We start from the raw sequence: 26667 nt of genomic DNA, 5'->3' as shown, positions 1-26667 counted from the left end.
GTCTGTAGCCCACCCTTAGCGGCCGCCGACGCCACATCCACCGGGCGGCCCCGCGCAGCCTGCTAGAATCGCGGAGTTTGACCTCCGTCCCAACTTGATCCCGAGTCAGCATGCTTGATTTCGTTCGCAACAACCGGCGCCTGATGCTTTTGCTGCTGCTGGTGCTGGTGTTTCCGTCGTTCGTGTTCTTCGGCGTGGAAAGCTATTCGCGCTTCATGGACAGTTCGCACGACGCCGCCAAGGTCGATGGCCGTGCCATCACCCAACAGGAAGTCGACAACGTGCTGCGCGAGCAGTCCGAGCGGATGCGTCAGGTGCTGGGCGCCGCCTACGATCCGCGCCAGTTCGAAGGTCCGGAAGCGCGCAAGGCCGTGCTGGACCAGCTGATCCTGCAGCGCGTGGTCGCCAACGAGGTCAATCGCGAGCATCTGACCGTGTCGAACGAGCGCCTGTACGAGGCGATCGTGAATATTCCTGCGATCGCGCAGCTGCCGAAGAAGGCGGACGGGCGGGTCGAGGACAAGGCCTATCTCGAACTGCTGGCCTCGCAGGGCATGACCCCCGAACAGTTCGACGCGCGCATGCGCTTCGACCTGGCGACGCAGCAGCTCGGCCAGTCGATCGGCGCGACCGCCTTCATGCCGAAGTCGTTGCTGGACCGCCTGATCGCCGCGCGCGACCAGCAGCGCGAGGTCCAGCCGCTGCTGCTGAAGGCCAGCGACTACGCCGCCAAGGTGTCGGCCGACGACGCCGCGCTGAAGGCGTACTACGACAAGCATCGCCAGGCCTTCAGCGTGCCCGAGCAGGCCAAGGTCGAATACCTGGTGCTGTCGGCCGATGCGCTGGCCGCGGGCATCAGCATCACGCCCGAGCAGCTGAAGTCCTACTACGACAGCAATATCGCGCGCTTCCGTACCGACGAGGAGCGCCGCGCCAGCCATATCCTGATCGCGGCGCCGAAGGATGCGCCCGCCGCCGAGCGTCAGGCCGCCAAGGACAAGGCCACCAGGCTGCTGGAAGAACTGCGCAAGCACCCGGACACCTTCGCCGATGTCGCGCGCAAGCAGTCGCAGGATCCGGGCTCGGCGGAGAAGGGCGGTGACCTCGGTTTCATGGGCCGCGGCGCGCTGGTCAAGCCGTTCGAGGACGCGATGTACGCGCTGCAGCCGAACCAGCTCAGCGATGTGGTCGAGACCGACTACGGCTATCACATCATCAAGGTGACCGAGGTCAAGCCGTCGCAGACGCGTCCGCTCGAGTCGGTCAAGGCCGAACTCGAGGCCGAACTGCGCAAGCAGCTCGCGGCCAAGCAGTTCACCGAGCAGGCCGATGCCTTCGGCAATACCGTCTACGAGCAGTCTGACAGCCTGAAGCCGGCCGCCGACAAGTTCAAGCTGACGATCCAGACCGCCGACAACGTGACCCGCGCGCCGAACCCCGCGCTGGGCGCGAACAATCCGCTGAACAACGAGAAGGTGCTGACCGCGCTGTTCAGCGACGACGCGATCAAGAACAAGCGCAATACCGAAGCGATCCAGGTCGGTCCGGAAACGCTGGTCGCCGGCCGCGTGGTCGAGTATCGCCCGGCGTCGGTGCGTCCGTTCGACGCGGTGCGCGATCAGGTCCGCGCGCAGTACGTCGCCGAGCAGGCCGCCGAACTGGCGCGCAAGGACGGCGAAGCGCAGCTGGCCAAACTGAAGCAGAGCGGGTCGGCCGATGGCTTTGGCGGCGCCGTCACAGTGTCGCGGCAGCAACCGGCCGGTCTCGCGCCGAAGGCGGTCGAGGCCGTGATGCGCGCCGATGCATCGAAGCTGCCGGCGATGGTCGGCGTCGATCTGGGCGCGCAGGGCTATGCGATCTATCGCATCGCCAAGGTTTCGCAGCCGGCGCAGGCCAATCCGGCGCAACGCCAGGCGGATGCCCAGCAGCTGTCGCAACTGGCCGGCCAGAGCGAGCTGGAAGCGTTCTTCGAGAGCCTGAAGGCGCGTTCGGACGTCGAGGTGCTCAAGCCCGCGGCGCCGGCGGAATCGCAGCCGGCAGGCTGACGACGATTGACGTGGCCGGCCGCACAGGTCGGTCCTGCAGCGATGAAGAAGGGGCCCCGCGGGGCCCCTTTGTCATGCGCCGATGTCATGCGCCGATGTCATGCGCCGGTGTCATGCACCGGCGGCCGACGCCGCCGGCCCGCCGTTCATCCGCGCCGTTGCTGCGCCTTGCCTTCCTCCGCGCTGCGCCGCTGGCGCTTGAGCAGCGGCTCCAGCTGCGGCCACACGGTGTCGAGCAGCGCCGGCTGGGCCTGCGCGGTCGGATGGATGCGATCGTCCTGGAACCAGTCCGGCCGCGTCACCACCTTGTCCAGCAGGAAGGGCACCAGCGGCAGCTGGTATTCCTTGGCCAGCTTCGGATACAGCGCGAAGAAGCGCTCGGTGTAGTCGGGCCCGTAGTTCGGCGGGATCCGCATGCCGATCAGCAGCACATTGGCCTTCGCGGCCTTGGCGCTGGTGACGATCTGGCGCAGGTTGGCCTCGGTGCTCTGCAGCGGCAGGCCGCGCAGCGCGTCGTTGGCGCCGAGTTCGACGACCACCACGGCGGGCCGGTGCCGGGACAGCAGATCGGGCAGACGGGTCTTGCCGCCTACCGTGGTCTCGCCGCTGATGCTCGCATTGACGACGCTATAATCGAACCTCTCCGCGCGCAGGCGGTCTTCCAATAACTTGACCCATCCTGCGCCGCGCGCGATGCCGTATTCCGCCGACAGGCTGTCGCCAAGCACCAGGATCGTGGGCGCGCGTTGCGCCAGCGCGGGCATCGCTGCCAGCGCCAGCAGCCCGCCCAGCACCAGGGCGCGCCAGCGTCCACCGATGTCCCGCCAGAAACCGTTCCGGAAACCCTTGCTCATGTCCTCATCCATTCTTGCTGTCGAATCCTTGGGAAAGACCGTGACGGACGCGACCGGTTCGCTGACGATTCTGCACGACGTGTCCTTTTCCGTCACGCCCGGCGAAACGCTGGCCATCGTCGGCGCCTCGGGGTCGGGCAAGTCGACGCTGCTCGGGCTGATGGCCGGGCTCGACCTGCCGAGCCGCGGCACCGTGTCGCTGCACGGTCACGACCTGTTCGCGCTGGACGAGGACCAGCGCGCCGCGCTGCGGGGGCGGCATGTCGGCTTCGTGTTCCAGTCGTTCCAGCTGGTCGGCCATCTGACCGCGCTGGAGAATGTGATGCTGCCACTGGAGCTGCGCGGCGAGGCCGACGGCGTGCGAGAGCGCGCCAAGGCGATGCTGGAGCGGGTCGGCCTGGGCGCGCGGCTGTCGCACTATCCGCGCACGCTGTCGGGCGGCGAGCAGCAGCGCGTCGCGCTGGCCCGTGCCTTCGTCACGCGGCCCGACATCCTGTTCGCCGACGAGCCGACCGGCAGCCTCGACACCGCGACCGGCGAAGCGGTGATCGCGCTGATGTTCGAACTGAATCGCGACGCCGGCTCGACGCTGGTGTTGGTCACGCACGATCGCTCGGTGGCGGCCCGCTGCGGTCGCATCCTGACGATCGAGGCAGGCAAGGTCGCCAGCGACGAGTGGATGGGCGCGGAAGTCTGAGAACGCGAAATCGAGGGCAAGGGCAGGCCCTCAGCCTCCCCGGGCCAGCGCGCCTCGCGCGCGCGCGATCAGCGCGCTGGTGGACGGATCGTGCGGCCCCTCGGCGCGTCCGTTCAGCTCGGCCTCGATCGGCCGCGCCAGCAGCTTGCCCAGTTCGACACCCCACTGGTCGAACGAATTGATATTCCAGATCGCGCCCATCACGAAGGTGCGGTGCTCGTACAGCGCGATCAGCGCGCCCAGCGCGCGCGGCGTGATGCCGTCGATCAGCAGCATATTGCTGGGCCGATTGCCCTCGAAGCGCATATGCGCGATACGGTCGGGCTCGACGATGCCGGCCGCGCGCAGTTCTTCCTCGGTCCGCCCGCGCATCAGCGCCTCGGCCTGCGCGAAGCAGTTGGCCAGCAGCTTGGCATGATGGCCCGGCAGCGTGCGCGGCGCGGACAGCGGTGCAACGAAATCGACCGGCACGATCTGCGAGCCCTGGTGGATCAGCTGGAAATACGCGTGCTGGCCATTGGTGCCGGCCGTTCCCCAGACCACCGGCGAGGTGTCCACGCGCACCGGCTGGCCATCGCGCTGCACCGACTTGCCGTTGCTCTCCATTTCCAGCTGCTGCAGGAAGGCGGGAAACAGTTCCAGCGAGGTCGAGTAGGGCGCCATGCAGCTGGTCGGCAGGCCGAACACATTGCGGTACCAGACCCCCAGCAGGCCAAGGATCACCGGCATGTTGCGCGCGAGCGGTGCGCTGCGGAAGTGCTCGTCCATCTCGCGGCCGCCGGCCAGCAGTTCCGCGAAGGCTTCGAAGCCGAGCGCCAGCGTGATCGACAGCCCGACCGAGGACCACAGCGAGAAGCGTCCGCCGATCCAGTCCCAGAACTCGAACATATTGGCCGGATCGATGCCGAAGGCGCGCACCGCTTCCAGGTTGGTCGACACCGCGACGAAATGGCGCGCCAGTCCGCTCTCCGGCACGCCGCGCGCGATAAACCATTGGCGCGTGCTGTTGGCGTTCGCCATCGTCTCCAGCGTGGTGAAGGTCTTCGAGCAGACGATCACCAGCGTGCGTTCGGGATCGAGCCGCGCCAGCGTCTCGGCCAGTTCGGTGCCGTCGACGTTGGACACGAAATGCACGCGCGGGCCAGAAGCCGCGCTACCGCTGCTGTCACCACGGCCATCGCCCGCAAGGTGCGCCAGCGCCCGGCACACCATGCGCGGCCCGAGGTCCGAGCCGCCGATGCCAAGGTTGACCACGTCGGTGATGGTCTTGCCGCCATGGCCCTTCCATTCGCCGCTGCGCACGCGCTGCGAGAAGTCCCGCATGCGCGAGAGCACATCGTGCACGGCCGGCATCACCGGCTTGCCGTCGACCTGGAACGGCGCGTCCGGTGCGGCACGCAGCGCCATATGCAGCGCGGCGCGGTCCTCGGTCGCATTGATATGTGTGCCAGCGAACATGGCATCGCGCCGCGCGGGTACCTTGGCCTCTTCGGCGAGCTGGACCAGCAGGTCCATCGTCTCCGGCACGATGCGGTTTTTCGAATAGTCCAGGAACAGGCCGGCCGCTTCCAGCGAGAACCGGTCGACCCGCTCGCCGGCGTCGGGCGCGGCAAACCAGTCGCGCATCCGCTGGTCGCGGATCGCTTGGTAGTGCTGCTGCAGACGTGGCCAGGCGGGAAGGTCAGTGGGCATTGCGAAATACGGGCGGAAAAGGGTCGAGCGGATAGTACGACCGGGTAGTACGACCGGATAGTACGAGCGCAGAAGACGCGGAACGTGCCGAGTATAGCGTGCACATTCGGCGAAAACTGTCAGACAACGCCGCAATCAGCGCGTTCCGCCGAGGCTGCGGGCCACCAGCCGCAATGCCGATTCGCCGCCCGCGACCCACAGGCCGCCGGCGCAGATCACCGCAATCCCCAGCGCCGTGGTCCAGTCCGGCAACTGGCCGAAGGCGAGGAAGCCGACCGTGGTCGCCGAGATGATCTGCAGATAGAGGAAGGGACTGAGGAACGAGGCGTCCGCGTACTGGAACGCACGGATCACGAAGTAGTGCCCGAGCGACCCGGTGATGCCGGCGGACAGCAGCAGCGCGCATTGCAGCGGCGTCGGCATCGCGGTGAACCAGAAGAAGGGCACCAGCAGCGTCGTCAGCGCGGCGCCGGTGATGCCGCTCCAGATCAGCGTGGTCATCGGCGCGTCGTGGGCCGCCATGCGTCGCGTCAGCATTTGCAGCAGCGCGAACAGCAGTGCCGAGGTGAGACCCAGCGCCACGCCGCCCGGCGTCAGCTCGCCGCCGGGGCGCACCACCACCAGCATGCCGGCAAAGCCGATCAGCACGCCGCTCCAGCGCATCAGGCGGGCGTTGCGCCCCGGCCGTTCGCCGAGCAGCCATGGCGACAGCGCGACCACGAACAGCGGCGCGCAGAAGTTCAGCGCGGTGGCGGTCGCCAACGGCATCAGCTTCAGCACCGAAAAGAACACCAGCGTCGACGCCAGCATCAGGGCGCCGCGCATCCATTGCAGCCTCGGCTGGCCGGTGCGGGCCTGGGCCCGGAAGCGCGCGGGACCGAGCAGCAGAAAGATGGCGACCACATGGCCCACGTAACGGACCCAGGCCACCGCCATGATCGGCAGGCCCTGCTGGGTCAGCGTCTTGCCGGTGGCGTCGAGCAGCGTCAGGATCCATTGGCCGAGCACCAGCAACGCGATGCCGGTCAACAGCTGCCGGCGGCTCGGCGCTGCGCTCTGTACCGGGATCGCGCCGCTCATCGCCGCGGGCCCGGCATGCTAGGCACCTTCATCGCGTTCAACGCATTGAGTTCGTGCCGCGCGGCGCGGGGCAATTCGCCGGCGGTCAGCCCGGCCGGACCTTCGCCGCCGGCCACCAGGCGATCGGCGGCGCGGCCATGCAGCCAGACCCCGGCCAGCGCCGCAGGCTCGGCAGCCATGCCCTGCGCCAGCAGCGCGCCGATCATGCCGGCCAGCACGTCGCCGGTGCCGGCGGTGGCCAGGCCCGCATTGCCAGTGGGATTGATGGCGACCGCGTTCCCGTCTCGCCGGGCGATCACGGTACCCGAGCCCTTCAGCACAACCACCGCTTGCCACTGCTTGGCCAGCGCGCGCGCCGCGCCGAGTCGATCGCGCTGGATTTCCGCCACGGTGCAGCCCATCAACCGTGCCGCTTCGAGCGGATGCGGCGTCAGCACGCGCGGTGCGGCGCCGGCCTTCGCCAGCGCGGCCAACGCCGCGTCTGCGGCCAGCAGGTTCAGCGCATCGGCATCGAGCACGGCCGGCGTACCCGAACGCAGCACCGTCTCGAGCCATCGGCGCGCGTCCTCGCCGGTTCCCATGCCGGGGCCCGCCACCAGCGCCGACATCTGTTGCAACTGCAGCCGGTCGACCGGATGCAGCATCAGCTCGGGATGCACCGGATCGAATGGCGGCGCGGGGTCGGCCAGAAAGCCGATATGCACGCGCCCGGCGCCCAGATGCAACGCGGCCCGCGCACCCAGCAGAGGCGCGCCGACCATGCCGATGCTGCCGCCGATCACCGCAAGCGTGCCGAAGCTGCCCTTGTGGCTGGCATGCCGCCGGCCGGGCAGCGCCGCGGCGAAGCGGGCAGGCGTATTGGTCCACGCGGCCCAGGCCGCCGCTGCATCCTGCGGCGGATAGTCGAGGCCGAGCGGCGCGATATCGAGTTCGCCGGCACAGTCGCGGCCGTCCAACGTCAGCAGGCCCGGCTTCGCGGCGATGAAGGTCAACGTCCGGGTCGCGCGCACCGCGGGCGTACCGGCGCCGGTATCGGCCGACAGGCCGCTCGGCACGTCGAGCGCGAACACCGGCACCCCGTCGTCGGCCAGTGCGCACAGCCGCGCGATCCATTCGGCCAGCACGCCGCTGGCGGGACGGTTCAGGCCGATACCGAGCAGGCCGTCGACCACCGCGGCAAAACGCGGCGCCGACGAAGGCCACGGCGGCGCGGTTTGCGGCGAGGCGGCATCGGGCACCAGCACCTGCAGCGGCACGCCGGCATCGTTCGCGTCCTGCCACGCGCGTGCGGCGTCGGCGGGCAGGCGCGCGGGATCGGCCAGCAGCCATGCCTGTACCTCGCGGCCGGCCTGATGCAGGTGCGTCGCCGCGACCAGCGCGTCGCCGCCGTTATTGCCGGGGCCCGCCAGCAACAGCAGCGGGCCGGCCGGTGCATGGGCGCTCAGCCAGGCGGCAGCGGCAGCCCCGGCACGGGCCATCAGCGTGAACGGCGACAGGGTGGCGTACGCCGCCTGTTCGAGCCGGCGGATCGCGGCGCTGTCGAACAGCGGAATGGACGTGGCGCTGGCCGGATCGAAGCGCAACCAGTCCGCGGCCTCGGCGGCCGTCCCGGCAACGGCGGGAGAGGAGAAGGGCGTCATCGGCGCATTATCGCAGCGCCGCCGGCAAACGGCTCATCGCCGCGGGCCCAGGCCGTAGCGGTCCGGCGTCAGGCCTTCCAGGTCGATCTCGGCCGGCGCGCCGGACACCTGGGCCGCAAGCAGCTTGCCGGAGCCGCAGGCCATCGCCCAGCCGGTGGACCCATGGCCGAGATTGAGGAACAGCCCGGGCACGGCGGTGGCGCCGATCAGCGGCGGGCCGTCCGGCAGCATCGGGCGGGCACCGGTCCACAACGACGCCTCGGCGTAGTTCGCCGCGCCCGGGAACCAGTCGCGGCCGACCTTCAGCAGGGTGCGTACCGCGGCCTGGCGCAGGTCCAGCTTGCGCGAGCCGAGCTCGGCGGTGCCGGCCAGCCGAATGCGATTGCCCATGCGGGTGATCGCGACCTTGTACGACTCGTCCATCAGCGCGCCCAGCGGCGCCTGCAGGGCATCGCGCACCGGCACCGTCGCCGAATAGCCCTTGACCGGATAGAGCGGCACGCGCAGGCCGAGCGGGCGCAGCAGCGCGGCACTGGCGACGCCGGCGGCAACCACGACGTGCTGCGCGCGCAGTGTCGACTCGCTGCCCTGGTGCCGCATCGATACGGAAAGCATGCCGTCGCGAGGCGCGCCGATGCCCTGAACGGTGGTGTCCATCAGGAACCGCACGCCGGCCGCTTCGGCGAACTGCCGCAGCCGGCGCGTGAACATCGGGCAATTGCCCGATTCGTCCTCGGGCAGATGCAGCCCGCCGGCCAGCGCGGTGTCCGGAGCCAGCCCAGGCTCGAGCCGGCGGCATTCGGCCGCATCGACCAGCCGATGGGGCACGGCGTTCTCGCGCAGCAGCGCCAGCGCGGGCTGGGCCATCTGAAGGTCGCGCTCGGTCCTGAACAGCTGCAGATAGCCCTGCGACTGCTCGTAGTCGATCTGCAGCTGGTCGCGCAACTGGTGCAGGCAGGCGCGGCTGTAGAAGGCCAGCCGCTGCATGCGCAGCTTGTTGACGCGGTAGCGCTCGAGCCGGCATTCGCCGAGCCAGCGCGCGATCCAGCGCCACATCGCGGGGTCGGCGCTCGGCCGGAATACCACCGGCGAGGTACTGGCGAACAGGGTGCGCAGTACCTTGGCCGGCATCCCCGGCGCGGCCCACGGTGTCACATAGCCGGGCGCGATGACGCCGGCGTTGCCGAAGCTGGTCTCCTGGGCCGGAGAGGCGCGCCGGTCCAGCACGGTGACCTCGAATCCGGCCTCGCGCAGATACCAGGCCGAGCACACGCCGATCACGCCGGCCCCGATCACGATGGCGCGCATGGGGATCTACATCTTCATCTGCGCGGGCAGATAGGTCACCAGGCCGGGGAAGGCCCAGATCAGCAGCACCGCCACCACCATCAGCACGAAGAAGGGGAAGGCGGCCCAGGCGATATAACTGATATTGCGCCGGGTCATCCCCTGCAGCACGAACAGGTTGAAGCCGACCGGCGGCGTGATCTGCGCCATCTCGACCACCAGCACGACAAAGATGCCGAACCACAGCAGGTCGATGCCGACCGCCTGGATCGTCGGCAGCAGCACCGACATCGTCAGCACCACCATCGAGATGCCGTCGAGGAAGCAGCCGAGGATGATGAAGAACACCATCAGCGCGACGATCAGCAGGAACGGCGTCAGGTTCAGGCCGACGATCCATTCGGCCAGGTGGCGCGGCAGGCCGATGAAGCCCATCGCCAGCGTCAGGAACGACGAGCCCGCCAGGATCAGCGCGATCATGCAGTACAGCCGCGTGGCGGACATCAGCGAATCGCGGAAGGTCTGCCAGGTCAGCGTGCGCTGCGCCAGCGCGAGCACCAGCGCACCGACCACGCCGAGCGCCGCCGCCTCGGTCGCGGTGGCGACGCCCGCGTAGATCGAGCCCAGCACCGCGCCGATCAGCAGCACCACCGGAATCAGATGGCGGGACTCGGCCAGCTTGGCGTGCAGGTCCAGCCGATGCTCGGGCACCGGGATCGCGTCGCGATGGCGCCAGCCCCAGACCGCGACATAGCCCATGAACAGCAGCGCCAGCAGCAGGCCCGGCAACACGCCGGCGATGAACAGCTTGCCGATCGACACGTCCGCGGTGACGCCATAGACGATCATGATGATCGACGGCGGAATCAGCAGCCCCAGCGTGCCGGCGCCGGCCAGCGAGCCGATCGCCATCGAATCGGGATAGCCGCGCTTGGCCAGTTCGGGCAGCGAAATCTTGCCGATCGTCGCGCAGGTGGCGGCGCTCGAGCCCGACACCGCGGCGAAGATCGTGCAGCCGATCACGTTGACATGCAGCAGCCGGCCCGGCAGGCGCTGCAGCCACGGTGACAGCCCCCGGAACATGCCTTCGGACAGTTTGGTCTTGAGCAGGATCTCGCCCATCCAGATGAACAGGGGCAGCGCCGTCAGCGTCCAGCTTGACAGCGAGCCCCAGACCGTCAGCGCCATCGATTCGCCGCCGACCTTGTTGGTGAACAGCTCCATCGCTATCCATCCGACGCCGAGAATCGCGATGCCGATCCAGACGCCGGCGCCGAGCACGGCGAAGATCGCGACGATCAGGAAGAGGGTGATCCAGAGATCCATGTTGTTGCGTTCCTGTGGGGATGCCGTTCAGTCGAGATGGCCGGCTGGTGCGATACGGAGGCTACGTGTCGGTACGCGGCGTCATTCGGTGCGCGCCATTTCGCCGCTTTCCTCGCGCGGCAGACGGCGCGTGCGCAGCACGTAGACGAATTCCTCGGCGAAGGCGACGAACAGTCCGAACAGGCCCACCGCCATCGACAGCTGCGGAATCCACAGCGGCGTGGCGTCAGTGTTCTGCGAGATGTCGTGATAGATGTACGAGTCGTACGCGAGCTTGCCCGCGTAGTAGGTGAAGTACGCGGTCAGCAGCGTGGCCACCGCCAGACAGAAGATCTCCACCCAGACGCGCGGCTTGCCGTGCAGGCGCTGCAGGACCAGCGTCACGCGGATATGGTCGCCCTGGCGCAGCGTCGCGGCCAGCGCGAGGAACGACCCGGCCGCCATGAAATAGCCGGCGTAGGCATCGCCGCCATCGATCTGGAAATGGGCGAAGCGCCCGACGATGATGGCCAGTTCGATCAGCAGCGTCAGGCAGATGAAGACGGCCGCCAGCGCGCCGAGCGCCTGGTAGAACCACTGGAAGCGGGAAGTCATGGTGCGTCCGGGAGGCTAGGAGGAGAAGGCGAAGGCCGCGGCCGGATGTCGGACTCCAGCAGCACGTCGTCCCCGCGAAAGCGGGGACCCAGCGGCTTGCACCAAGACACTGGGCCCCCGCCTGCGCGGGGGCGACGAAGTGGTGGAGCAAGCCGGGGCCGGCATCGCGGAAACGTTCGCCTTACTTGCGATACGCCGAGATGATTTCCTTGCCGTCGGGCCCGGCCTTCTTTTCCCATTCGGCCAGCAGTTCGTCGCCGATCTTCTTCATGTCGGCCTGCAGTTGCGGCGTGGGCTTGACGATGGTCATCTTGTTCTTGGCCAGCGTGTCCAGCGATTGCTGCGTGTATTCGCGCATCCGCTGCCAGCCGCGCGTCTCGGCGGCCTGAGCGGCCTTGATCAGCGCCTCCTGCGACGGCTTGTCGAGCTTGTCGAACTCGCGCTTGTTGACGATCACCATGTTCTTCGGCAGCCAGGCATCGACCGTGTGGAAGTGCGACAGGCTTTCCCAGACCTTGCTGTCGACGCCGGTAGCGCCCGAGGACATGAAGCTGTCGACCACGCCGGTGGCCAGCGCCTGCGACAGCTCGGCGGCCTGGATCGTCATCGGCTGCGCGCCGACCGCCTGCGCGATGCGCGTGGTCGCCGGATTGTAGGCGCGCCACTTCAGGCCCTTCATGTCGGCGCCCGAGCGGATTTCCTTCTTCGCGTAGATGCCCTGCGGCGGCCAGGCGACCGCGTACAGCAGCTTGATGCCCTGGCGGTCCAGCAGGCGGTCGATCACGGGCCGCTGCGCCTGCCACAGCTTGTACGACGCATCGAAGCCGGTGGCGAGGAAGGGCACGGCGTCGACGCCGAACAGCGCATTCTCGTTTTCCAGCAGCGACATCAGCACCTCGCCGGCCTGGGCCTGGTTGCTCTGCACCGCGCGCTTGATCTCGTTGGCCTTGAACAGCGAACCGTTCGGATGCAGCGTGATGGCCAGCTTGCCCTGCGTGGCCGCGCTGACCTCCTTGGCGAACTGGTCGAGGTTGACCGTGTGCGGGTTGTTGGCCGGATAGCCGGTCGGCAGATCCCATTTGACCTGGGCCTGCGCCAGCGGCGCCATCGCGAAGGCGCAGGCGAGCAGCCCGCACGCAGACATCGACTTGAGCAATCCCTTGCGCTGCATCATTTCTCTCCTGGTTGTGTCAGTACCGCGTCGTTGCGCGTGACCGCGCGTGGTGGCGCATCCTGGTGCGCACGCGTCCGTGGATCTTGCGCCGCCAGCGGTGGCTCGTCCACTGGGTCGTCCACTAGGTTGTCGCGCGTCGTTGGCCCCGTCCCGCGCGCCGGCTCAGGCCTGCTGCGGCATGAGGTCGAGCACGGCCTCCAATGCAAGCGCCGTGCCCAGCAGCGGCGCGTCGCGCATCGGGCCGTGCGCCAGCATCAGCCCGACCGGCAGTTCGTCCGGCTGGTGGCACGGCAGCGAGATCGCGCAGCCGTCGAGGAAGTTGATGGTCGAAGGATTGCGCAGCAGCAGCGCATTGGTGCGCGTAAACAGCGCATCGTCGGCGACCAGCGGTGCGATCGGTGGCGCCACCACCGGCACGGTGGGGCAGGCCAGCGCATCGAAGCCGTCGAGCCGCGCCATCACGCGCTCGCTCCAGGCGGCGCGGGCGCGCACCAGATCGACATAGTCGGCCGCGCCGATCGCGGCACCGCGGTCGATGCGCGCCGCCACGCGCGGGTCGTACAGCGCGCGCCGCGACGACAGCGTGCCGCGGTGGATCGCATAGGCCTCGGCCGCGGTCAGCCCGCCTTGCGCGTTCAGCGTCGACAGTTCCAGCAGTTCGGGCAGGTCAACGTGTTCGATCTGCACGCCGGCTGCGGACAGCCGTCCCAACGTGCGATCGAATGCGCGCGACACGGTCTCGTCGAGATCGTCGAGCAGCAGCTGGCGTGGCACGGCCAGCCGCAGCGCGCCGGCGGCCTTGCGCACGGGCACCAGCGCCTGATCGGCGATCACGCCGTCGACCAGCACGCAATCGGCCACGGTGCGCGCCATCGCGCAGGCGGTATCGAGCGAGAACGACAGCGGAAACGCGCCCGTCAGCGGCACACGCCGCGCGGTCGGCTTGAAACCGGTCAAGCCGCACAGCGCAGCCGGGATGCGGATCGACCCGCCGGTATCGCTGCCCAGCGCCGCCACCGCGAGGCCAAGCGCCACCGAGGCCGCCGCGCCCGATGACGAGCCGCCGCAGATGCGCGCCACCGTGCTGTCGTGCGGATTGACCGGCGTGCCGTAGTGCGGATTGATGCCGACGCCGGAGAAGGCGAACTCGGTCATATTGGTTCGGCCGACCAGCGCGGCGCCCACCGCTCGCAGCCGCGCCACCACGGGCGCGTCATCGAGCGCCGGCGCGGCATCGGCATGCACCGTCGAGGCGGCGCGCGTGATATCGCCGCCGATATCGAACAGATCCTTGATCGATACCGGCAGCCCCGCCAGCGGATGCAGCGGCTTGCCGGCCAGTGCCGCGGCATCGGCGGCCTGCGCCGCGCTGGCTGCGGTATCGAAGCTGGTCTGCAGGAATACCGCGTGCGCCGACGGCTCCTTCGCCCGGGCCTCGGCCTGCTGCAACAGCACCGCGCGCGACAGTCGGCCATCGCGGGCCAGGCGGTTCAGCGTGTCGATATCGGGGAGCAGCGCGGCAGGCATCGTCATCGGTACAGGTTCGGGTTGTGTGTCCGGATGGTGTGTCCGGGCAGTGCGCTCGGGCGTCGTGGAAGCCAGGAACGGAGGATGGGGCCGTACTCGTTGCCGCTTGCCCCGCAGCAGTGCGCGGCCCGCCGGATGCCCAGAATTCGTGCGCGAATCGAGTCGGAGGCGGCCGTTTCAGTGCCGCGCAATCCCCATCGTTACCGGGTACTCATGCTCATAATTTGTCGATAAACTGTCAAGCTGAAATTACTGCCGCGGCCCCCGGGAAATCCCTACACGGCGTGCCTGATCGTTCGTTCTCCGCTGTCCTTCTGCAGGAGTGCTGTCCATGGCCCGAAAGCCGAGCCGCCGCGACGAGGTTGCGTCTCCCGATGTTGCCGCTGCCGACCTGGTTTCCGCCGATATCGCATCGGCCGATGCCGCGGCTGCCGAAGCGGTTGTTCGTCCGAGCAGCGCCGGTATCGTGTCGTCCGCCCATCTGGTGTCCTCGCGCAGTCCCGAACTGTCGGAATTCGAGTTCGGCCTGAACACCGCCTACAACGCCTATAGCCGCTGGGTCGTGCGCTGCATGGGCGCGGCCGGCGTACGCGACCTGACCTTCCTCGACGTGCTGGTGCTCCATCACGTCAACCACCGTGGGCGCGCCAAGCGGCTCGCCGACATCTGCTTCGTGCTGAACGTCGAGGACACCCATCTGGTGACCTACTCGCTGAAGAAGCTGCAGGGCATGAGCCTGGTCGCCGGCGTGCGCGTGGGCAAGGAGGCGACCTACAGCACCACCGCGGCAGGCACCGAGGCGTGCGCGCGCTATCGCGAAATCCGCGAGCAATGCCTGACCAGCAATATGACCCCGGGCAGCGCGGAGAACGCCGAGATCGGCGAACTGGCACGGCTGCTGCGGGTGCTGACCGGACTGTACGAGCAGGCGGCGCGCTCGGCGACGTCGCTGTAGCGCGCCCCCATCACATCGCCTACGCGAAAGCGGGGGGGCCAGCGTCTTGCAGCAGCACGCGAGCCACTGGGTCCCCGCCTGCGCGGAGGACGACAGACAACCATCCCTATCGCGAGGTAGTTCAGCGTGTCTTCTTTCGCATCGCAAGCCGCATCGCAAGCCGCATCGCCAACGCCTTCGACCGACCCGCGCTGGCAGTTCTGGATCGATCGCGGCGGCACCTTCACCGATATCGTCGGGCTGCGTCCGGACGGCACCGTGGTCACGCACAAGCTGCTGTCGGAGAACCCCGAGCAATACGCCGATGCGGCGGTCGCCGGCATCCGCCATCTGCTTGGCCTGGCCGCCGGCGAGCCGATCACGCCGCGCCTGGTGTCCGCGGTGAAGATGGGCACCACGGTGGCCACCAACGCGCTGCTCGAGCGCAAGGGCGAGCCGACCGCGCTGTTCATCACGCGCGGTTATCGCGACGCGCTGCGGATCGCCTACCAGAACCGGCCGCGGCTGTTCGACCTGAATATCGTGTTGCCCGAGCTGCTGTACCGCGAGGTGGTGGAGGTCGACGAGCGGATCGGCGCGCATGGCGACGTGGTGCGGCCGCTGGACGAGACCGCGCTGCGCGAACAGATGACGCGCGTGCTGGCCGACGGTATTCGCGCCGTGGCGATCGTGCTGATGCACGGCTATCGCCATTCGGATCACGAGGCGCGCGCGGCGCGCATCGCGCGCGAACTGGGCTTCGCGCAGGTATCGGTGTCGCACGAGGTATCGCCGCTGATGAAGCTGGTGCCACGCGGCGACACCACGGTGGTCGACGCCTATCTGTCGCCGATCCTGCGCCGCTATGTCGAGCAGATCGAGCACGAGATGCCGGGCGTGAACCTGCAGTTCATGCAAAGCAGCGGCGGCCTGACCGACGCGCATCGCTTCCAGGGCAAGGACGCGATCCTGTCGGGACCGGCTGGCGGCATCGTCGGCATGGTGCGCGCGTCGCAGCGCGCCGGCTTCGGTCGCATCATCGGCTTCGACATGGGCGGCACTTCCACGGACGTGTCGCACTTCAGCGGCAAGCACCCGAATGACTTCGAGCGCGTGTTCGAGACGAGCGTGGCCGGGGTGCGCATGCGCGCGCCGATGATGAGCATCCATACGGTGGCGGCGGGCGGCGGTTCGGTGCTGCATTTCGACGGCAGCCGCTATCGGGTCGGCCCCGATTCGGCGGGCGCGAATCCAGGGCCGGCCAGCTATCGGCGCGGCGGCCCGCTGGCGGTGACCGACTGCAACGTGATGCTGGGCAAGATCCAGCCGGCGCATTTCCCGGCGGTGTTCGGCCCCCGCGCCGACGCGCCGCTCGATCGCGATGCCGTGGTCGCGCGCTTCGAGGACCTGGCGGCGCAGATCGCCGAGCATACCGGCGACCGGCGCACGCCCGAGCAGGTCGCCGAGGGCTTCATCGAGATCGCGGTCGGCAACATGGCCAACGCGATCAAGCAGATCTCGGTGCAGCGCGGCCACGACGTGACCGGCTACACGCTGACGACCTTCGGCGGCGCCGGCGGCCAGCATGCCTGCCTGGTGGCCGATGCGCTCGGCATGCAGACCGTGTTCGTCCATCCGCTGGCCGGCGTGCTGTCGGCCTACGGCATGGGCCTGGCCGACCGCACGGCGATGCGCGAGCTTTCGATCGAAGCGAAGCTGGACGAGGCCGCGGTGCCGATGCTGGCGCAGCGGCTCGACGCGCTCGCGCAGCAGGCGCGCGACGAGCTGCTGGAGCAGGGCGAGGACGCTGGCCGCGTCGAGGTGCTGCGGCGCGTCCATCTGCGCTACGAGGGCACCGATTCTGCGCTGGTGGTGCCGTTCGGCGACGCCGGCGCGATGCGGGCGGGCTTCGAGGCCGCCTACCGGCAGCGCTATGCTTTCCTGATGCCGGACAAGGGGCTGATCGTCGAGGCGGTCTCGGTCGAGGCGGTCGGCGTCGCGCAGGCGCCGCAGGAGCGGCCGCCCGAACTGGCGCCGCGCGAAGGCCCCCCGCAGCCGGTGGAGACGGTGCGCATGTTCAGCGGCGGCGCCTGGCACGACACCGGCCTCTACCGCCGCGATACGCTGCGCCCGGGCGACCGGCTCGCCGGTCCGGCCATCATTGCCGAGCAGAACGCCACCACCGTGGTCGAACCCGGTTGGCAGGCGCTGTTGACGGGGCAGGACCATCTGGTGCTGACGCGCGCGGTGCCGCGGCCCCAGCGCCGCGCCATCGGCACCGAGGCCGATCCGGTGATGCTCGAGGTCTTCAACAACCTGTTCATGTCGATCGCCGAGCAGATGGGACTGCGGCTGCAGAACACCGCCTACTCGGTCAACATCAAGGAGCGGCTGGACTTCTCCTGCGCGATCTTCGACGCCGAGGGCAACCTGATCGCCAACGCGCCGCATATGCCGGTGCATCTGGGTTCGATGGGCGAAAGCATCAAGACCGTGATCGCGCGCAATGCCGGGCGGATGAAGGACGGCGATGTCTACGTGCTGAACGACCCGTACAACGGCGGCACGCATCTGCCGGACGTGACGGTGATCACGCCGGTGTTCGATGCCGACGGCCGCGAGGTGCTGTTCTACGTCGGCTCGCGCGGCCACCACGCCGATATCGGCGGCATCACGCCGGGCTCGATGCCGCCGGACTCGACGGTGGTCGAGGAGGAGGGCGTGCTGATCGACAACTTCCTGCTGGTCGATGGCGGCGTGCTTGACGACGCCGGCATGCGGGCGCTGCTGGCCGGCGCGCGCTATCCGGCCCGCAACGTCGACCAGAACATGGCCGATCTGCGCGCACAGGTCGCGGCCAACGCGAAGGGCGTCGAGGAACTGCGCAAGATGGTCGCGCACTTCGGCCTGCCGGTGGTGCGCGCCTATATGGGTCATGTGCAGGACAACGCCGAGGAAGCGGTGCGGCGCGTGATCACGGCGCTGAAGGACGGCGGCTATACCTATCCGCTCGACAATGGCGCGCAGATCCGTGTGCGCGTGACCGTCGATCGGCAGCGCAGGGAAGCGACCGTCGATTTCACCGGTACCTCGGACCAGCTGCCGAACAACTTCAACGCGCCCCGCGCGGTCTGCATGGCCGCGGTGCTGTACGTGTTCCGCACGCTGGTCGACCAGGACATCCCGCTGAACGCGGGTTGCCTGAAGCCGCTGCATGTGGTGATTCCCGAGGGCTCGATGCTCAATCCGCGCTATCCGGCCTCGGTGGTGTCGGGCAATGTCGAGACGTCGTCGTGCATCACCAACGCGCTGTATGGCGCTCTGGGCGTGGTCGCGGCCAGCCAGGGCACGATGAACAATTTCACCTTCGGCAACGCGCGCTACCAGTATTACGAGACGATCTCGGGCGGCAGCGGCGCCGGCAACGGCTTCGACGGCTGCGACGTGGTGCAGACGCATATGACCAACTCGCGCCTCACCGATCCCGAGGTGCTGGAATGGCGCTTCCCGGTACGGCTGGACAGCTACGAGATCCGGCATGGATCGGGCGGTGCGGGGCGCTGGCACGGCGGTAATGGCGGCGTGCGCAAGGTACGTTTCCTCGAGCCGATGACGGCGTCGATCCTGTCGAACAACCGTGTCCATGCGCCGTTCGGCATGGCGGGCGGCGAGCCGGGCGCGACGGGCCGCAACCGCGTGATCCGCGCCGACGGCAGCGAGGAGACGCTGCCGCATGTGGCGCGGACCGAGATGGGCGCCGGGGATGTGTTCGTGATCGAGACGCCCGGGGGTGGGGGATTTGGGGCGGTGTAGGCGGGGAGGGCCGGCGGTTGCCCTCTCCCCCAGCCCCTCTCCCGCAAGCGGGAGAGGGGAGCGTCGTGTGCGTTGTGACGTAAGTCTATCGGTCCGCCGATTTTCTCCCCTCTCCCGCGGGCGGGAGAGGGGCCGGGGGAGAGGGCAAGAGCGGCCAGCGTATCGCTACCGCTCGATCGATACCGCCGCCGTATCCCGCGGCACCGTCGCCTTCACCGTCCGCGCCACCACCGCGGCCGGCGCCCTGCCGCCGACCAGCCGGTTGACGTGCCTGAACTCGCAGGTCAGCGCGGCCGGCGTGACGGTCACCACCGCATAGCCCTGCGCGTCGGTATTGGCGTACTGCAGCCACGGATTGCTGCGCAGTGCCGCCAGCTGCTGGCAAAGCGGCACGACCTGCTGCACGAAGCCCGCATCGGCCTGCAGCGCGGCCAGCACCGCATCGGTGGTCGCATCGAGCTGTCCCTCGGCCACGCCCCGTGCCGCCAGCGCGCCGCGCAGTGAGATCCGCAGCGATTCGGCAACGGTGGCGGCGGTGACCGTCGACGGCGCCAGCGTATGGTCCAGCAGGTTGACGTCGACCGACACCGGCTCGCTGCCCACCGCGGGAACGGGCAGCGACAGCGTGCGGTAGACCAGCGTCGACAGGCTCTCCGACAGCGCGCCGACCGCCGACTTCAGATACGAGAAGAACGAGTCCGAGCTGATGCCGGCCGTGACCAGGTCGACCATCACCGGCGTGCCGCCGCCCTCGGCGTCGTAATCGTCGTGCACGGTGCCAGCGTAGAACGCATGAATGTCGCCGGTCAGCGCCACCACATTGCGGATGCCGTTGTCCGCCAGATGCCGCATCAGGGCCTTGCGCTCGGCGTTGAAGCCGTCCCACTGGTCGGCGTTCAGCAGGAAGCGCTGGAAGAAGGCCGCCAGCGCCGTCTTCTGCGCCGCTGGGATAAAAGCCGACTTTTCGCGATTGGCCAGCACGTCCGGCTTCACGTAGCCGAACGCGATCGCCTGTGAGGCCGCGCCGATCTGCGCCGCCACGCCGCCGGCGGCAGCGGCCTTGGCCTGCTCGAAGGCCAGCACTGCGATGCCGGCCTGCGCTGCGGTCAGTCCGGCGCCGATGGCGGCCGCGGTCTTGTCGCCTGCGGTGGCGTCGGCCATCGCAATTGCCTGCGCTGCTGTCGCTGCGCTGGCCTGAGAGGCGCCGGCCGTGACGGCGGCGACCACCGCCGCGGCGACCGGCGCATTGCCGCCGGTCGAGGCCAGCGCGCCCCGGATGCTGGCCGACAGCGTGCCGACGGCCTGCAGCGCGACCAGCGTCGCAATGGCGTTGCAGCCGTCGATGCCCATGCGCAGCAGCGAGACCTCGTTGCCCCACAGCTTCCAGATTGCCGGCGAGCGTGCCATCGTGTCGCGCCACCAGTTGCGCTGTTCATTGCCGAGGATCGACGTCAGCGCCAGCGGGTCGGCGGATCCAGCGGCGGCCATCTTGGCCGCCTCGGCGGCGGCCAGCGCCGCCGCCGGCACCATGTAGCGGGCGCCGATGCTACCCAGCGGCGCGCCGGTGGCGGGGTTGATCGCCGACTCGGGCAGCACGTGGTCGGTGCGGTACAGCCGCTCGTCGGTCATCACCAGATGGGCCAGCTTGCCGAAGCGCAACTCGCGGTAGATGCGGATCGCATGGATGCCGTCCTGCGTCTCGTCGAACACGATGTCGGCCGGCATGAATTCGAACCAGGCGCGGCTCGCGGCGCGCCGGCGGGCGGGCTGGTGCTGCTTGACGCCGTTGCCCGCCGCGTTGTAGGTCTCGGCGTCGCCCCAGCAGTCGTCGCTGAACTCGTGGTCGTCCCAGGTGGCGACCATGGCGAAGCGCTCGTGCACCGCCTGCAGGCGCGGGTCGCTGCGGTAGCGCTTGTACAGGTAGCGGTAGTCGTTCAGCGTGGTCGCGTACTTGGCGCCGCTGCTGCCGTTCTTGAAGGTGCCGTCCGGTAGCACGAGGGCGGTGTGCAGGCTTTCGACCGCGCCGGTCTGGAAGTCCTCGCCGACGGTCTCGTAGATGTAGTCCCCCAGATGGACGACGAAATCGAGCTCCTCGGCCGCCAGCGCTTCGAACGTGCCCCAGTGGTTGATGCTCCAGTCCTGGCAGCTGAGGAAACCGAGGCGCAGCTGCGACACGTCGGCATCCGCGGCAGGGGCGGTGCGGAAGCGTCCGACGCGCGAGCGGACCTCGCCGGCAGTGAACTGGTAGTAGTAGGTGCGTCCGGCATCCAGGCCGGTGATCTTGTGGCGCACCGTGCAGTCGTAGGCGCCGGACACCGGGATCGCGGCATCGACGACCGCGGCGCCGGCCAGCGCCGTGGTAGTGCCGAGCGCGCCGGCATTGTCGGCGGCCGTCACGCGCAGCCGGATCGCAAAGCTGGCGTCGAGGCTGGCCGCCGCGGCATCGTCGACGTTCGCCGGCACGACGCGGGTCCACAGCAGGATGCCGTCCGGCCTCGGATCGCCCGACGCCACGCTCTGCGGGAATTTCCAGTTCGTGCCGGTGGCCGGTGGCGCGGCCGGCGTCCCGCCATCCGGGTTGCCGTCGGCGTGGTCGTCGCCCCCGCATGCCGCCAGCCCGCCCGCCGTGGCCACCGACACCGTGATGAAGCCGCCCAGCTTCAGAAATCGCCTTCTGTCCATGTCTTGTCGTTCTCGTTGGGAGTGGCTCGGGAGCGCGTCCCGAAGGGAAAAAAGCCGTGAACGGCCGTGGACGAGCCGCAGCGGCCGTCAAAAGGGGATTGGAGCAGGGCGTTGTGACAGCGGCGTGATGCGCAGGGCGCACCCCGGGGGGCGGCCCGGTGGCTGGTCGGTGCTGGATCGGCGGCCGCCGGGGGCTGAAATCGGGCGGATGCTGCGCCGCAAGGATTACCGCCCGGCAAGGTACAATAGCGGTTTTCGCCGGACTGTCCCGGCTGGCGCCACCCCCGCGCCAGCGGCCCGGCCGCCGTCTTACCCTCCATCGCCCTCCGACCGCTCAGATCATGGCGCATTTCTCGTGCTTCCCCGGCGCATTGGCCCTGTCGGCCTTCCGCCAGCAACGCCTGCTCACCGCCCTGCAACAGATCGACGCCGACATCGAGTCGGTGCACGGCCAGTTCCTGCACTTCGTCGACACCGACCAGCCGCTGGACAAGGGCGATACCGACCGTATCCGCGCGCTGCTGACCTATGGCGCGCCGTTCGCCGAGCAGGCCGAGGGCGACCGCTTCGTCGTGATCCCGCGTTTTGGCACGATTTCGCCGTGGGCCAGCAAGGCCACCGATATCGCGCACAACTGCGGCCTGTCGCATGTGCACCGGATCGAGCGCGGCATCGAATTCACGGTGATCTGCAAGAAGGGCCTGCTGCGCGGGCGCAAGACGCTGGATCCGCTGACGCGCGATGCCGTCGCCGCGCTGCTGTTCGACCGGATGACCGAGACCGTGGTCGCCACGCGGGACGCCGCGGCCGGGCTGTTCGAGGAACTGCCGGCCAAGCCGCTGCGCTTCATCGACCTGGCGGGCGGCCGCGCCGCGCTGGCCGAGGCCAACGTCGCGATGGGCCTGGCGCTGTCCGACGACGAGATCGACTATCTGGTCGATGCCTACGCGAACCTGGGCCGCAATCCGACCGACGTCGAGCTGATGATGTTCGCGCAGGCCAACAGCGAGCACTGCCGCCACAAGATTTTCAACGCCACGTGGACGATCGACGGCGAGGAACAGGACAAGTCGCTGTTCGCGATGATCCGCAATACGCACCAGCTGAACCCGCAGGGTTCGATCGTCGCGTATTCGGACAACTCGGCGGTGATGGAAGGCGATGTCGCCGAACGCTGGTTCCCGCGCGGCGACGCGCATCAGTATGGCCGCCATCAGGCGCTGACCCATACGCTGATGAAGGTCGAGACGCATAACCACCCGACCGCGATCTCGCCGTTCCCCGGGGCATCGACCGGCGCCGGCGGCGAAATCCGCGACGAGGGCGCGACCGGCCGCGGCGCCAAGCCGAAGGCCGGCCTGACCGGTTTCACGGTGTCCAACCTGATGCTGCCCGACGCGGTCGAGCCCTGGGAGAACGCGCGCGACGCCGCCCAGCCGCTCGCCTTCCGCAATCCCGACGAGCGTCCCGCGGTGACCGGCAAGCCGGAGCGCATCGCCTCGCCGCTGCAGATCATGATCGAAGGCCCGCTCGGCGGCGCCGCTTTCAACAACGAGTTCGGCCGCGCCAACCTGGGCGGCTATTTCCGTGTCTACGAGCAGAACGTCGGCGGCACCGTGCGCGGCTATCACAAGCCGATCATGATCGCCGGCGGCATCGGCAATATCGACGCCTCGCATACGCACAAGGAGCCGCTGCCGGCCGGTTCGCTGCTGATCCAGCTGGGCGGCCCCGGCATGCGCATCGGCATGGGCGGCGGCGCGGCCAGCTCGATGGCGACCGGCGCCAATACGGCCGACCTCGATTTCGATTCGGTCCAGCGCGGCAACCCGGAAATGGAGCGGCGCGCGCAAGAAGTGATCAATGCCTGCTGGCAGCTTGGCGACGAGAACCCGATCCTGTCGATTCACGACGTCGGTGCGGGAGGCCTGTCCAATGCCTTCCCCGAAGTGGTCGACGGCGCCGGCCGCGGCGCGCGCTTCGAGCTGCGCCAGATCCATCTGGAAGAGTCCGGCCTGTCGCCGGCCGAGATCTGGTGCAACGAATCGCAGGAGCGCTATGTGCTGGCGATCGCGCCGGACAGCTTCCCGCGCTTCGCTGCGATGTGCGAGCGCGAGCGCTCGCCGTTCGCGGTGGTGGGCGTGGCGACCGAGGAAAAGCAGCTGCAGCTGGTCGATGCCAGCGTCGACCAGGCGCTGAAGGAACACTACGCGGTCGACATGCCGATGGACGTGCTGCTCGGCAAGCCGCCGCGCATGCATCGCGACGTCAAGCGGGTCGAGCAATCGCTGCCGGCGGTGGATGTCACCGGCATCGCGCTGGATCAGGCGGTGCGCGACGTGCTGCGCCATCCGACCGTCGCCAGCAAGTCCTTCCTGATCACGATCGGCGACCGCAGCGTCGGCGGCATGAACGCACGCGACCAGATGGTCGGCCCGTGGCAGGTGCCGGTGGCGGACGTCGCGGTCACCACGCTTGACTATCAGGGCAAGGCCGGCGAGGCGATGACGATGGGCGAGCGCACGCCGCTGGCCGTGATCGACGCGCCCGCATCGGGCCGCATGGCGATCGGCGAGGCGCTGACCAATCTGGCCGCCGCGCCGGTCAAGGACCTCGGCAAGGTCAAGCTGTCGGCCAACTGGATGGCCGCCTGCGGCGTCGAGGGCGAGGATGCGAAGCTGTATGACACGGTGCGTGCGGTCGGCATGGAGCTGTGCCCGGCACTGGGCATCAGCATTCCGGTCGGCAAGGATTCGCTGTCGATGCGCACCAAGTGGGACGATGCGGGCGTGGCCAAGGAAGTGGTCGCGCCGGTGTCGCTGATCATCTCGGCGTTCGCCGCGGTCGACGACGTCGACCGCACGCTGACGCCGCAGCTGCGCACCGATCTGGGCGATTCGGTGCTGATCGCGATCGACCTGGGCCGCGGCAAGAACCGCCTGGGCGGCAGCATCCTGGCGCAGGTCACGCAACAGGTCGGCGACAGCGTTCCCGATGTCGACGACGCCGCCGATCTGCGCAACTTCTTCAATGCGATCCAGCGGCTGAACCGCGAGGGCAAGCTGCTGGCCTATCACGACCGTTCGGACGGCGGGCTGATGGCGACGCTGGCCGAGATGGCGTTTGCCGGCCATTGCGGCCTGTCGCTGAACGTCGACATGCTGACGCTCGATCCGACGCAGGAACAGGACTACGGCGACGCCAAGAACTGGGCCCAGCAGATCGCCGAGCGCCGCAACGACCAGACGCTGCGTGCGCTGTTCTCCGAGGAGCTGGGCGCGGTGATCCAGGTCAAGCTGGAAGACCGCGACGCCGTGTTCGCCGCGCTGCGCGAGGCCGGCCTGTCCGCCTGCAGCCATGTGGTCGGCAAGCCCAATGGCAGCGACCAGATCGAGATCTACCGCGACGCGAAGAAGGTGTTCGGCGCGCCGCGCGCCGAGCTGCAACGTGTCTGGAGCGAGGTCAGCTGGCGCATTGCCCGGCTGCGCGACAACCCGGCCTGCGCCGACAGCGAATATGAACTGCTGCTCGACGCCGCCGATCCCGGCATCACGCCGAGCCTGACCTTCGATCCGGCCGAGGACATTGCCGCGCCGTTCATCGCCAGCGGCGCCCGGCCGCGTGTCGCGATCCTGCGCGAGCAGGGCGTCAACTCGCAGATCGAGATGGCCTACAGCATGGACCGCGCAGGCTTCGACACCTACGACGTCCATATGAGCGACCTGATCGCGGGCCGCGCGAAGCTGGACGACTTTGTCGGCTTCGTCGCGTGCGGCGGCTTCAGCTACGGCGACGTTCTGGGCGCCGGCGAAGGCTGGGCCAAGACCATCCTGTTCAACGGCGCGATGGCCGAGCAGTTCGCGGCCTTCTTCAACCGCACCGATACCTTCGCGCTGGGCGTCTGCAACGGGTGCCAGATGATGAGCAATCTGGCGCCGATCATCCCGGGCGCTGGCGCGTGGCCGAAGTTCACCCGCAACCAAAGCGAGCAGTACGAAGCCCGCTTCGTTACGGTCGAGGTCCAGCAGTCGCCATCGATCTTCTTCGCCGGCATGGAAGGCAGCCGCATCCCGATCGTCGTCGCGCACGGCGAGGGCTATGCCGACTTCTCGCAGCAGGGCGACAAGGGCAAGGTCGACGTATCGCTGCGCTTCGTCGACAACCGCGGCGCGGTGACGCAGGCCTATCCGCTGAACCCGAACGGCTCGCCGGACGGCATCACCTCGGTGACCACGGTCGACGGCCGCTTCACCGTGCTGATGCCCCATCCGGAGCGCGTGTTCCGCGCCGCCACGATGAGCTGGGCCCCGGACGCCTGGAAGCAGATCCCCGACGGCGCCAGCCCGTGGATGCGCATGTTCCGCAATGCCCGCAAGTGGGTGGGGTAAGGCGTTCCGGTACCGATCTCGGTTGAGGTTGGTTTGAAGCAAGAAGGCCCGCACGATGCGGGCCTTTTTGCTTTGTCTGGCCCCATGTTTGGCCGGCGAAGCGGCAGGCGCTAAACTACCCGCCATTCCATTTCCTGCGGGCTGACATGGCGACTCTTTCCTTCGACCGTTTGCTGCAACCTGTTTCGGGCGACGACCCTTGCGGCGAGGATCTGTTGTTCTCGGCCGAATTCGACCGCATTCAGGAGGCGCGCCGTTTCGACGATCCTTCGCTGGATCAAGGCGAGTGGGTGACCGAGTTGAAGGAGGCGGACTGGCGCCAGGTGGTCGACCTGTCGACGCGGCTGCTGTCCGAGCGGACCAAGGATCTGCGGCTGGCGGTGTGGCTGACCGAGGCGCTGGCCAAGACCAGAGGGTTTGCGGGTTTGCGCGATGGCTATACGGTGACCGCGCAGCTGTGCGAGTCGTTCTGGAGCGGGCTGCACCCGCGTGCCGACGAGGAAGACCTTGAGTACCGCACCGGCAGCGTGGCCTGGCTGGCGACGCGCTCGCGCCAGCTGATCCGCGAGATTGCGCTGGTCGATGAGGCCGCCGGCGGCTATGGCTATGTCGACTGGGAGGTCGCGACCGCGCTGACCGAGGCGATCCGCCGCGATCCGGACCATGCCGACGAACTGTCCGAGGGCAAGGTCACGCAGGAGGCGTTCGAGGCCGCGCGCAAGGCGACGCCGGCCGAATTCCATGTGGGGCTGCTGCAGGACGTGGTGTCATGCCAGCAGGCGCTGGCAAGGCTCAGCGATGTGCTGGACGCCAAGGCCGGCGAGCATGCGCCGAGCTTCCGGCAGGCGCGCGAGGCGCTGGAAGCGGTGCGGGCGCTGGTCGAGCGTTTTGTCGGCAAGCCCGCCGCACCGGCCACTGTCGCCGGCGACGCGCA

At 68.8% G+C, this 26667-nt stretch carries 16 protein-coding genes; 6 read left to right on the top strand and 10 right to left on the bottom strand.

All coding sequences use genetic code 11. The features are described 5' to 3' along the window. Window positions 1–110: 110 nt before the first annotated feature. Window positions 111–2045: a SurA N-terminal domain-containing protein gene (locus B551_RS04255; protein ID WP_006575959.1), complete on the top strand. Its 1935-nt coding sequence runs from the start codon at window positions 111–113 to the stop codon at window positions 2043–2045. 146 nt (window positions 2046–2191) lie between these two features. Here B551_RS04255 and B551_RS04250 read toward each other — a convergent pair whose 3' ends face one another. Then, window positions 2192–2899 (bottom strand): arylesterase, encoded by a 708-nt coding sequence (locus tag B551_RS04250; RefSeq protein ID WP_023263541.1) that lies wholly within the window; start codon window positions 2897–2899, stop codon window positions 2192–2194. Here B551_RS04250 and B551_RS04245 point away from each other — a divergent pair. Next, window positions 2898–3596 carry an ABC transporter ATP-binding protein gene (locus tag B551_RS04245; RefSeq protein WP_023263540.1) on the top strand — a complete coding sequence of 233 codons (699 nt, stop codon included), beginning with the start codon at window positions 2898–2900 and terminating at the stop codon, window positions 3594–3596. The two genes, B551_RS04250 and B551_RS04245, sit on opposite strands and share 2 nt — an antisense overlap. A gap of 30 nt (window positions 3597–3626) precedes the next feature. On the opposite strand, the gene pgi is transcribed toward B551_RS04245, so the two are convergent. The 8 genes from pgi to B551_RS04205 form a co-directional block, all read right to left on the bottom strand. Continuing rightward, window positions 3627–5288: a glucose-6-phosphate isomerase gene (gene pgi / locus B551_RS04240; RefSeq protein WP_023263539.1), complete on the bottom strand. Its 1662-nt coding sequence runs from the start codon at window positions 5286–5288 to the stop codon at window positions 3627–3629. A 135-nt stretch (window positions 5289–5423) separates the two neighbouring features. Beyond that, a complete protein-coding gene (locus B551_RS04235; RefSeq protein ID WP_023263538.1) occupies window positions 5424–6368 on the bottom strand; it encodes a DMT family transporter in 945 nt (314 codons plus the stop codon). Further along, the gene (locus B551_RS04230) at window positions 6365–8008 is read right to left on the bottom strand and encodes a bifunctional ADP-dependent NAD(P)H-hydrate dehydratase/NAD(P)H-hydrate epimerase (protein ID WP_023263537.1); all 1644 of its coding nucleotides are present in this window, start codon (window positions 8006–8008) and stop codon (window positions 6365–6367) included. The genes B551_RS04235 and B551_RS04230 overlap by 4 nt, the downstream gene beginning before the upstream one ends. 33 nt (window positions 8009–8041) lie before the next feature. Beyond that, the gene (locus B551_RS04225) at window positions 8042–9316 is read right to left on the bottom strand and encodes a D-amino acid dehydrogenase (protein ID WP_006579484.1); all 1275 of its coding nucleotides are present in this window, start codon (window positions 9314–9316) and stop codon (window positions 8042–8044) included. A 6-nt stretch (window positions 9317–9322) separates the two neighbouring features. Then, a complete protein-coding gene (locus tag B551_RS04220) occupies window positions 9323–10621 on the bottom strand; it encodes a TRAP transporter large permease (protein ID WP_006579483.1) in 1299 nt (432 codons plus the stop codon). An 81-nt stretch (window positions 10622–10702) separates the two neighbouring features. Further along, entirely contained in the window at window positions 10703–11215 is a 513-nt protein-coding gene (locus B551_RS04215; RefSeq protein WP_006579482.1) for a TRAP transporter small permease, read from the bottom strand. 181 nt (window positions 11216–11396) lie between these two features. Next, entirely contained in the window at window positions 11397–12386 is a 990-nt protein-coding gene (locus B551_RS04210) for a TRAP transporter substrate-binding protein (RefSeq protein WP_043437308.1), read from the bottom strand. 165 nt (window positions 12387–12551) lie between these two features. After that, window positions 12552–13922, bottom strand: a complete 1371-nt coding sequence (locus tag B551_RS04205; protein ID WP_023263535.1) for an amidase — start codon at window positions 13920–13922, stop codon at window positions 12552–12554. 325 nt (window positions 13923–14247) lie between these two features. On the opposite strand from B551_RS04205, the gene B551_RS04200 reads away from it, so the two are divergent. Then, entirely contained in the window at window positions 14248–14871 is a 624-nt protein-coding gene (locus tag B551_RS04200) for a winged helix DNA-binding protein (protein ID WP_006578849.1), read from the top strand. A gap of 126 nt (window positions 14872–14997) precedes the next feature. Then, on the top strand, window positions 14998–18663 hold the full coding sequence (locus B551_RS04195; RefSeq protein ID WP_023263534.1) for a hydantoinase B/oxoprolinase family protein: 3666 nt from the start codon (window positions 14998–15000) through the stop codon (window positions 18661–18663). Between the two features lie 165 nt (window positions 18664–18828). Here the strand turns inward: B551_RS04195 and B551_RS04190 are convergent, their stop codons facing one another. Continuing rightward, on the bottom strand, window positions 18829–21345 hold the full coding sequence (locus tag B551_RS04190; protein WP_023263533.1) for an alkaline phosphatase: 2517 nt from the start codon (window positions 21343–21345) through the stop codon (window positions 18829–18831). Between the two features lie 341 nt (window positions 21346–21686). Here B551_RS04190 and purL point away from each other — a divergent pair, with 341 nt between their 5' ends. Further along, entirely contained in the window at window positions 21687–25733 is a 4047-nt protein-coding gene (gene purL / locus B551_RS04185; protein WP_006578285.1) for a phosphoribosylformylglycinamidine synthase, read from the top strand. A gap of 146 nt (window positions 25734–25879) precedes the next feature. Beyond that, window positions 25880–26667, top strand: a 788-nt coding sequence (gene tssA / locus B551_RS04180) for a type VI secretion system protein TssA (protein ID WP_023263532.1), incomplete at its 3' end; no start/stop codon positions are given.

Source organism: Cupriavidus sp. HPC(L), assembly GCF_000307735.3.
GTDB lineage: Bacteria > Pseudomonadota > Gammaproteobacteria > Burkholderiales > Burkholderiaceae > Cupriavidus.
This window is presented reverse-complemented; position numbering and strand designations above follow the sequence as displayed.

Bases quoted from the DNA above. Each gene is read 5' to 3' on its own strand.
- B551_RS04255 (WP_006575959.1), top strand. From the start codon at position 111: ATGCTTGATTTCGTTCGCAACAACCGGCGCCTGATGCTTTTGCTGCTG.
- B551_RS04245 (WP_023263540.1), top strand. From the start codon at position 2,898: ATGTCCTCATCCATTCTTGCTGTCGAATCCTTGGGAAAGACCGTGACG.
- B551_RS04250 (WP_023263541.1), bottom strand. From the start codon at position 2,899: ATGAGCAAGGGTTTCCGGAACGGTTTCTGGCGGGACATCGGTGGACGC.
- pgi (WP_023263539.1), bottom strand. From the start codon at position 5,288: ATGCCCACTGACCTTCCCGCCTGGCCACGTCTGCAGCAGCACTACCAA.
- B551_RS04235 (WP_023263538.1), bottom strand. From the start codon at position 6,368: ATGAGCGGCGCGATCCCGGTACAGAGCGCAGCGCCGAGCCGCCGGCAG.
- B551_RS04230 (WP_023263537.1), bottom strand. From the start codon at position 8,008: ATGACGCCCTTCTCCTCTCCCGCCGTTGCCGGGACGGCCGCCGAGGCC.
- B551_RS04225 (WP_006579484.1), bottom strand. From the start codon at position 9,316: ATGCGCGCCATCGTGATCGGGGCCGGCGTGATCGGCGTGTGCTCGGCC.
- B551_RS04220 (WP_006579483.1), bottom strand. From the start codon at position 10,621: ATGGATCTCTGGATCACCCTCTTCCTGATCGTCGCGATCTTCGCCGTG.
- B551_RS04215 (WP_006579482.1), bottom strand. From the start codon at position 11,215: ATGACTTCCCGCTTCCAGTGGTTCTACCAGGCGCTCGGCGCGCTGGCG.
- B551_RS04210 (WP_043437308.1), bottom strand. From the start codon at position 12,386: ATGCAGCGCAAGGGATTGCTCAAGTCGATGTCTGCGTGCGGGCTGCTC.
- B551_RS04205 (WP_023263535.1), bottom strand. From the start codon at position 13,922: ATGACGATGCCTGCCGCGCTGCTCCCCGATATCGACACGCTGAACCGC.
- B551_RS04200 (WP_006578849.1), top strand. From the start codon at position 14,248: ATGGCCCGAAAGCCGAGCCGCCGCGACGAGGTTGCGTCTCCCGATGTT.
- B551_RS04190 (WP_023263533.1), bottom strand. From the start codon at position 21,345: ATGGACAGAAGGCGATTTCTGAAGCTGGGCGGCTTCATCACGGTGTCG.
- purL (WP_006578285.1), top strand. From the start codon at position 21,687: ATGGCGCATTTCTCGTGCTTCCCCGGCGCATTGGCCCTGTCGGCCTTC.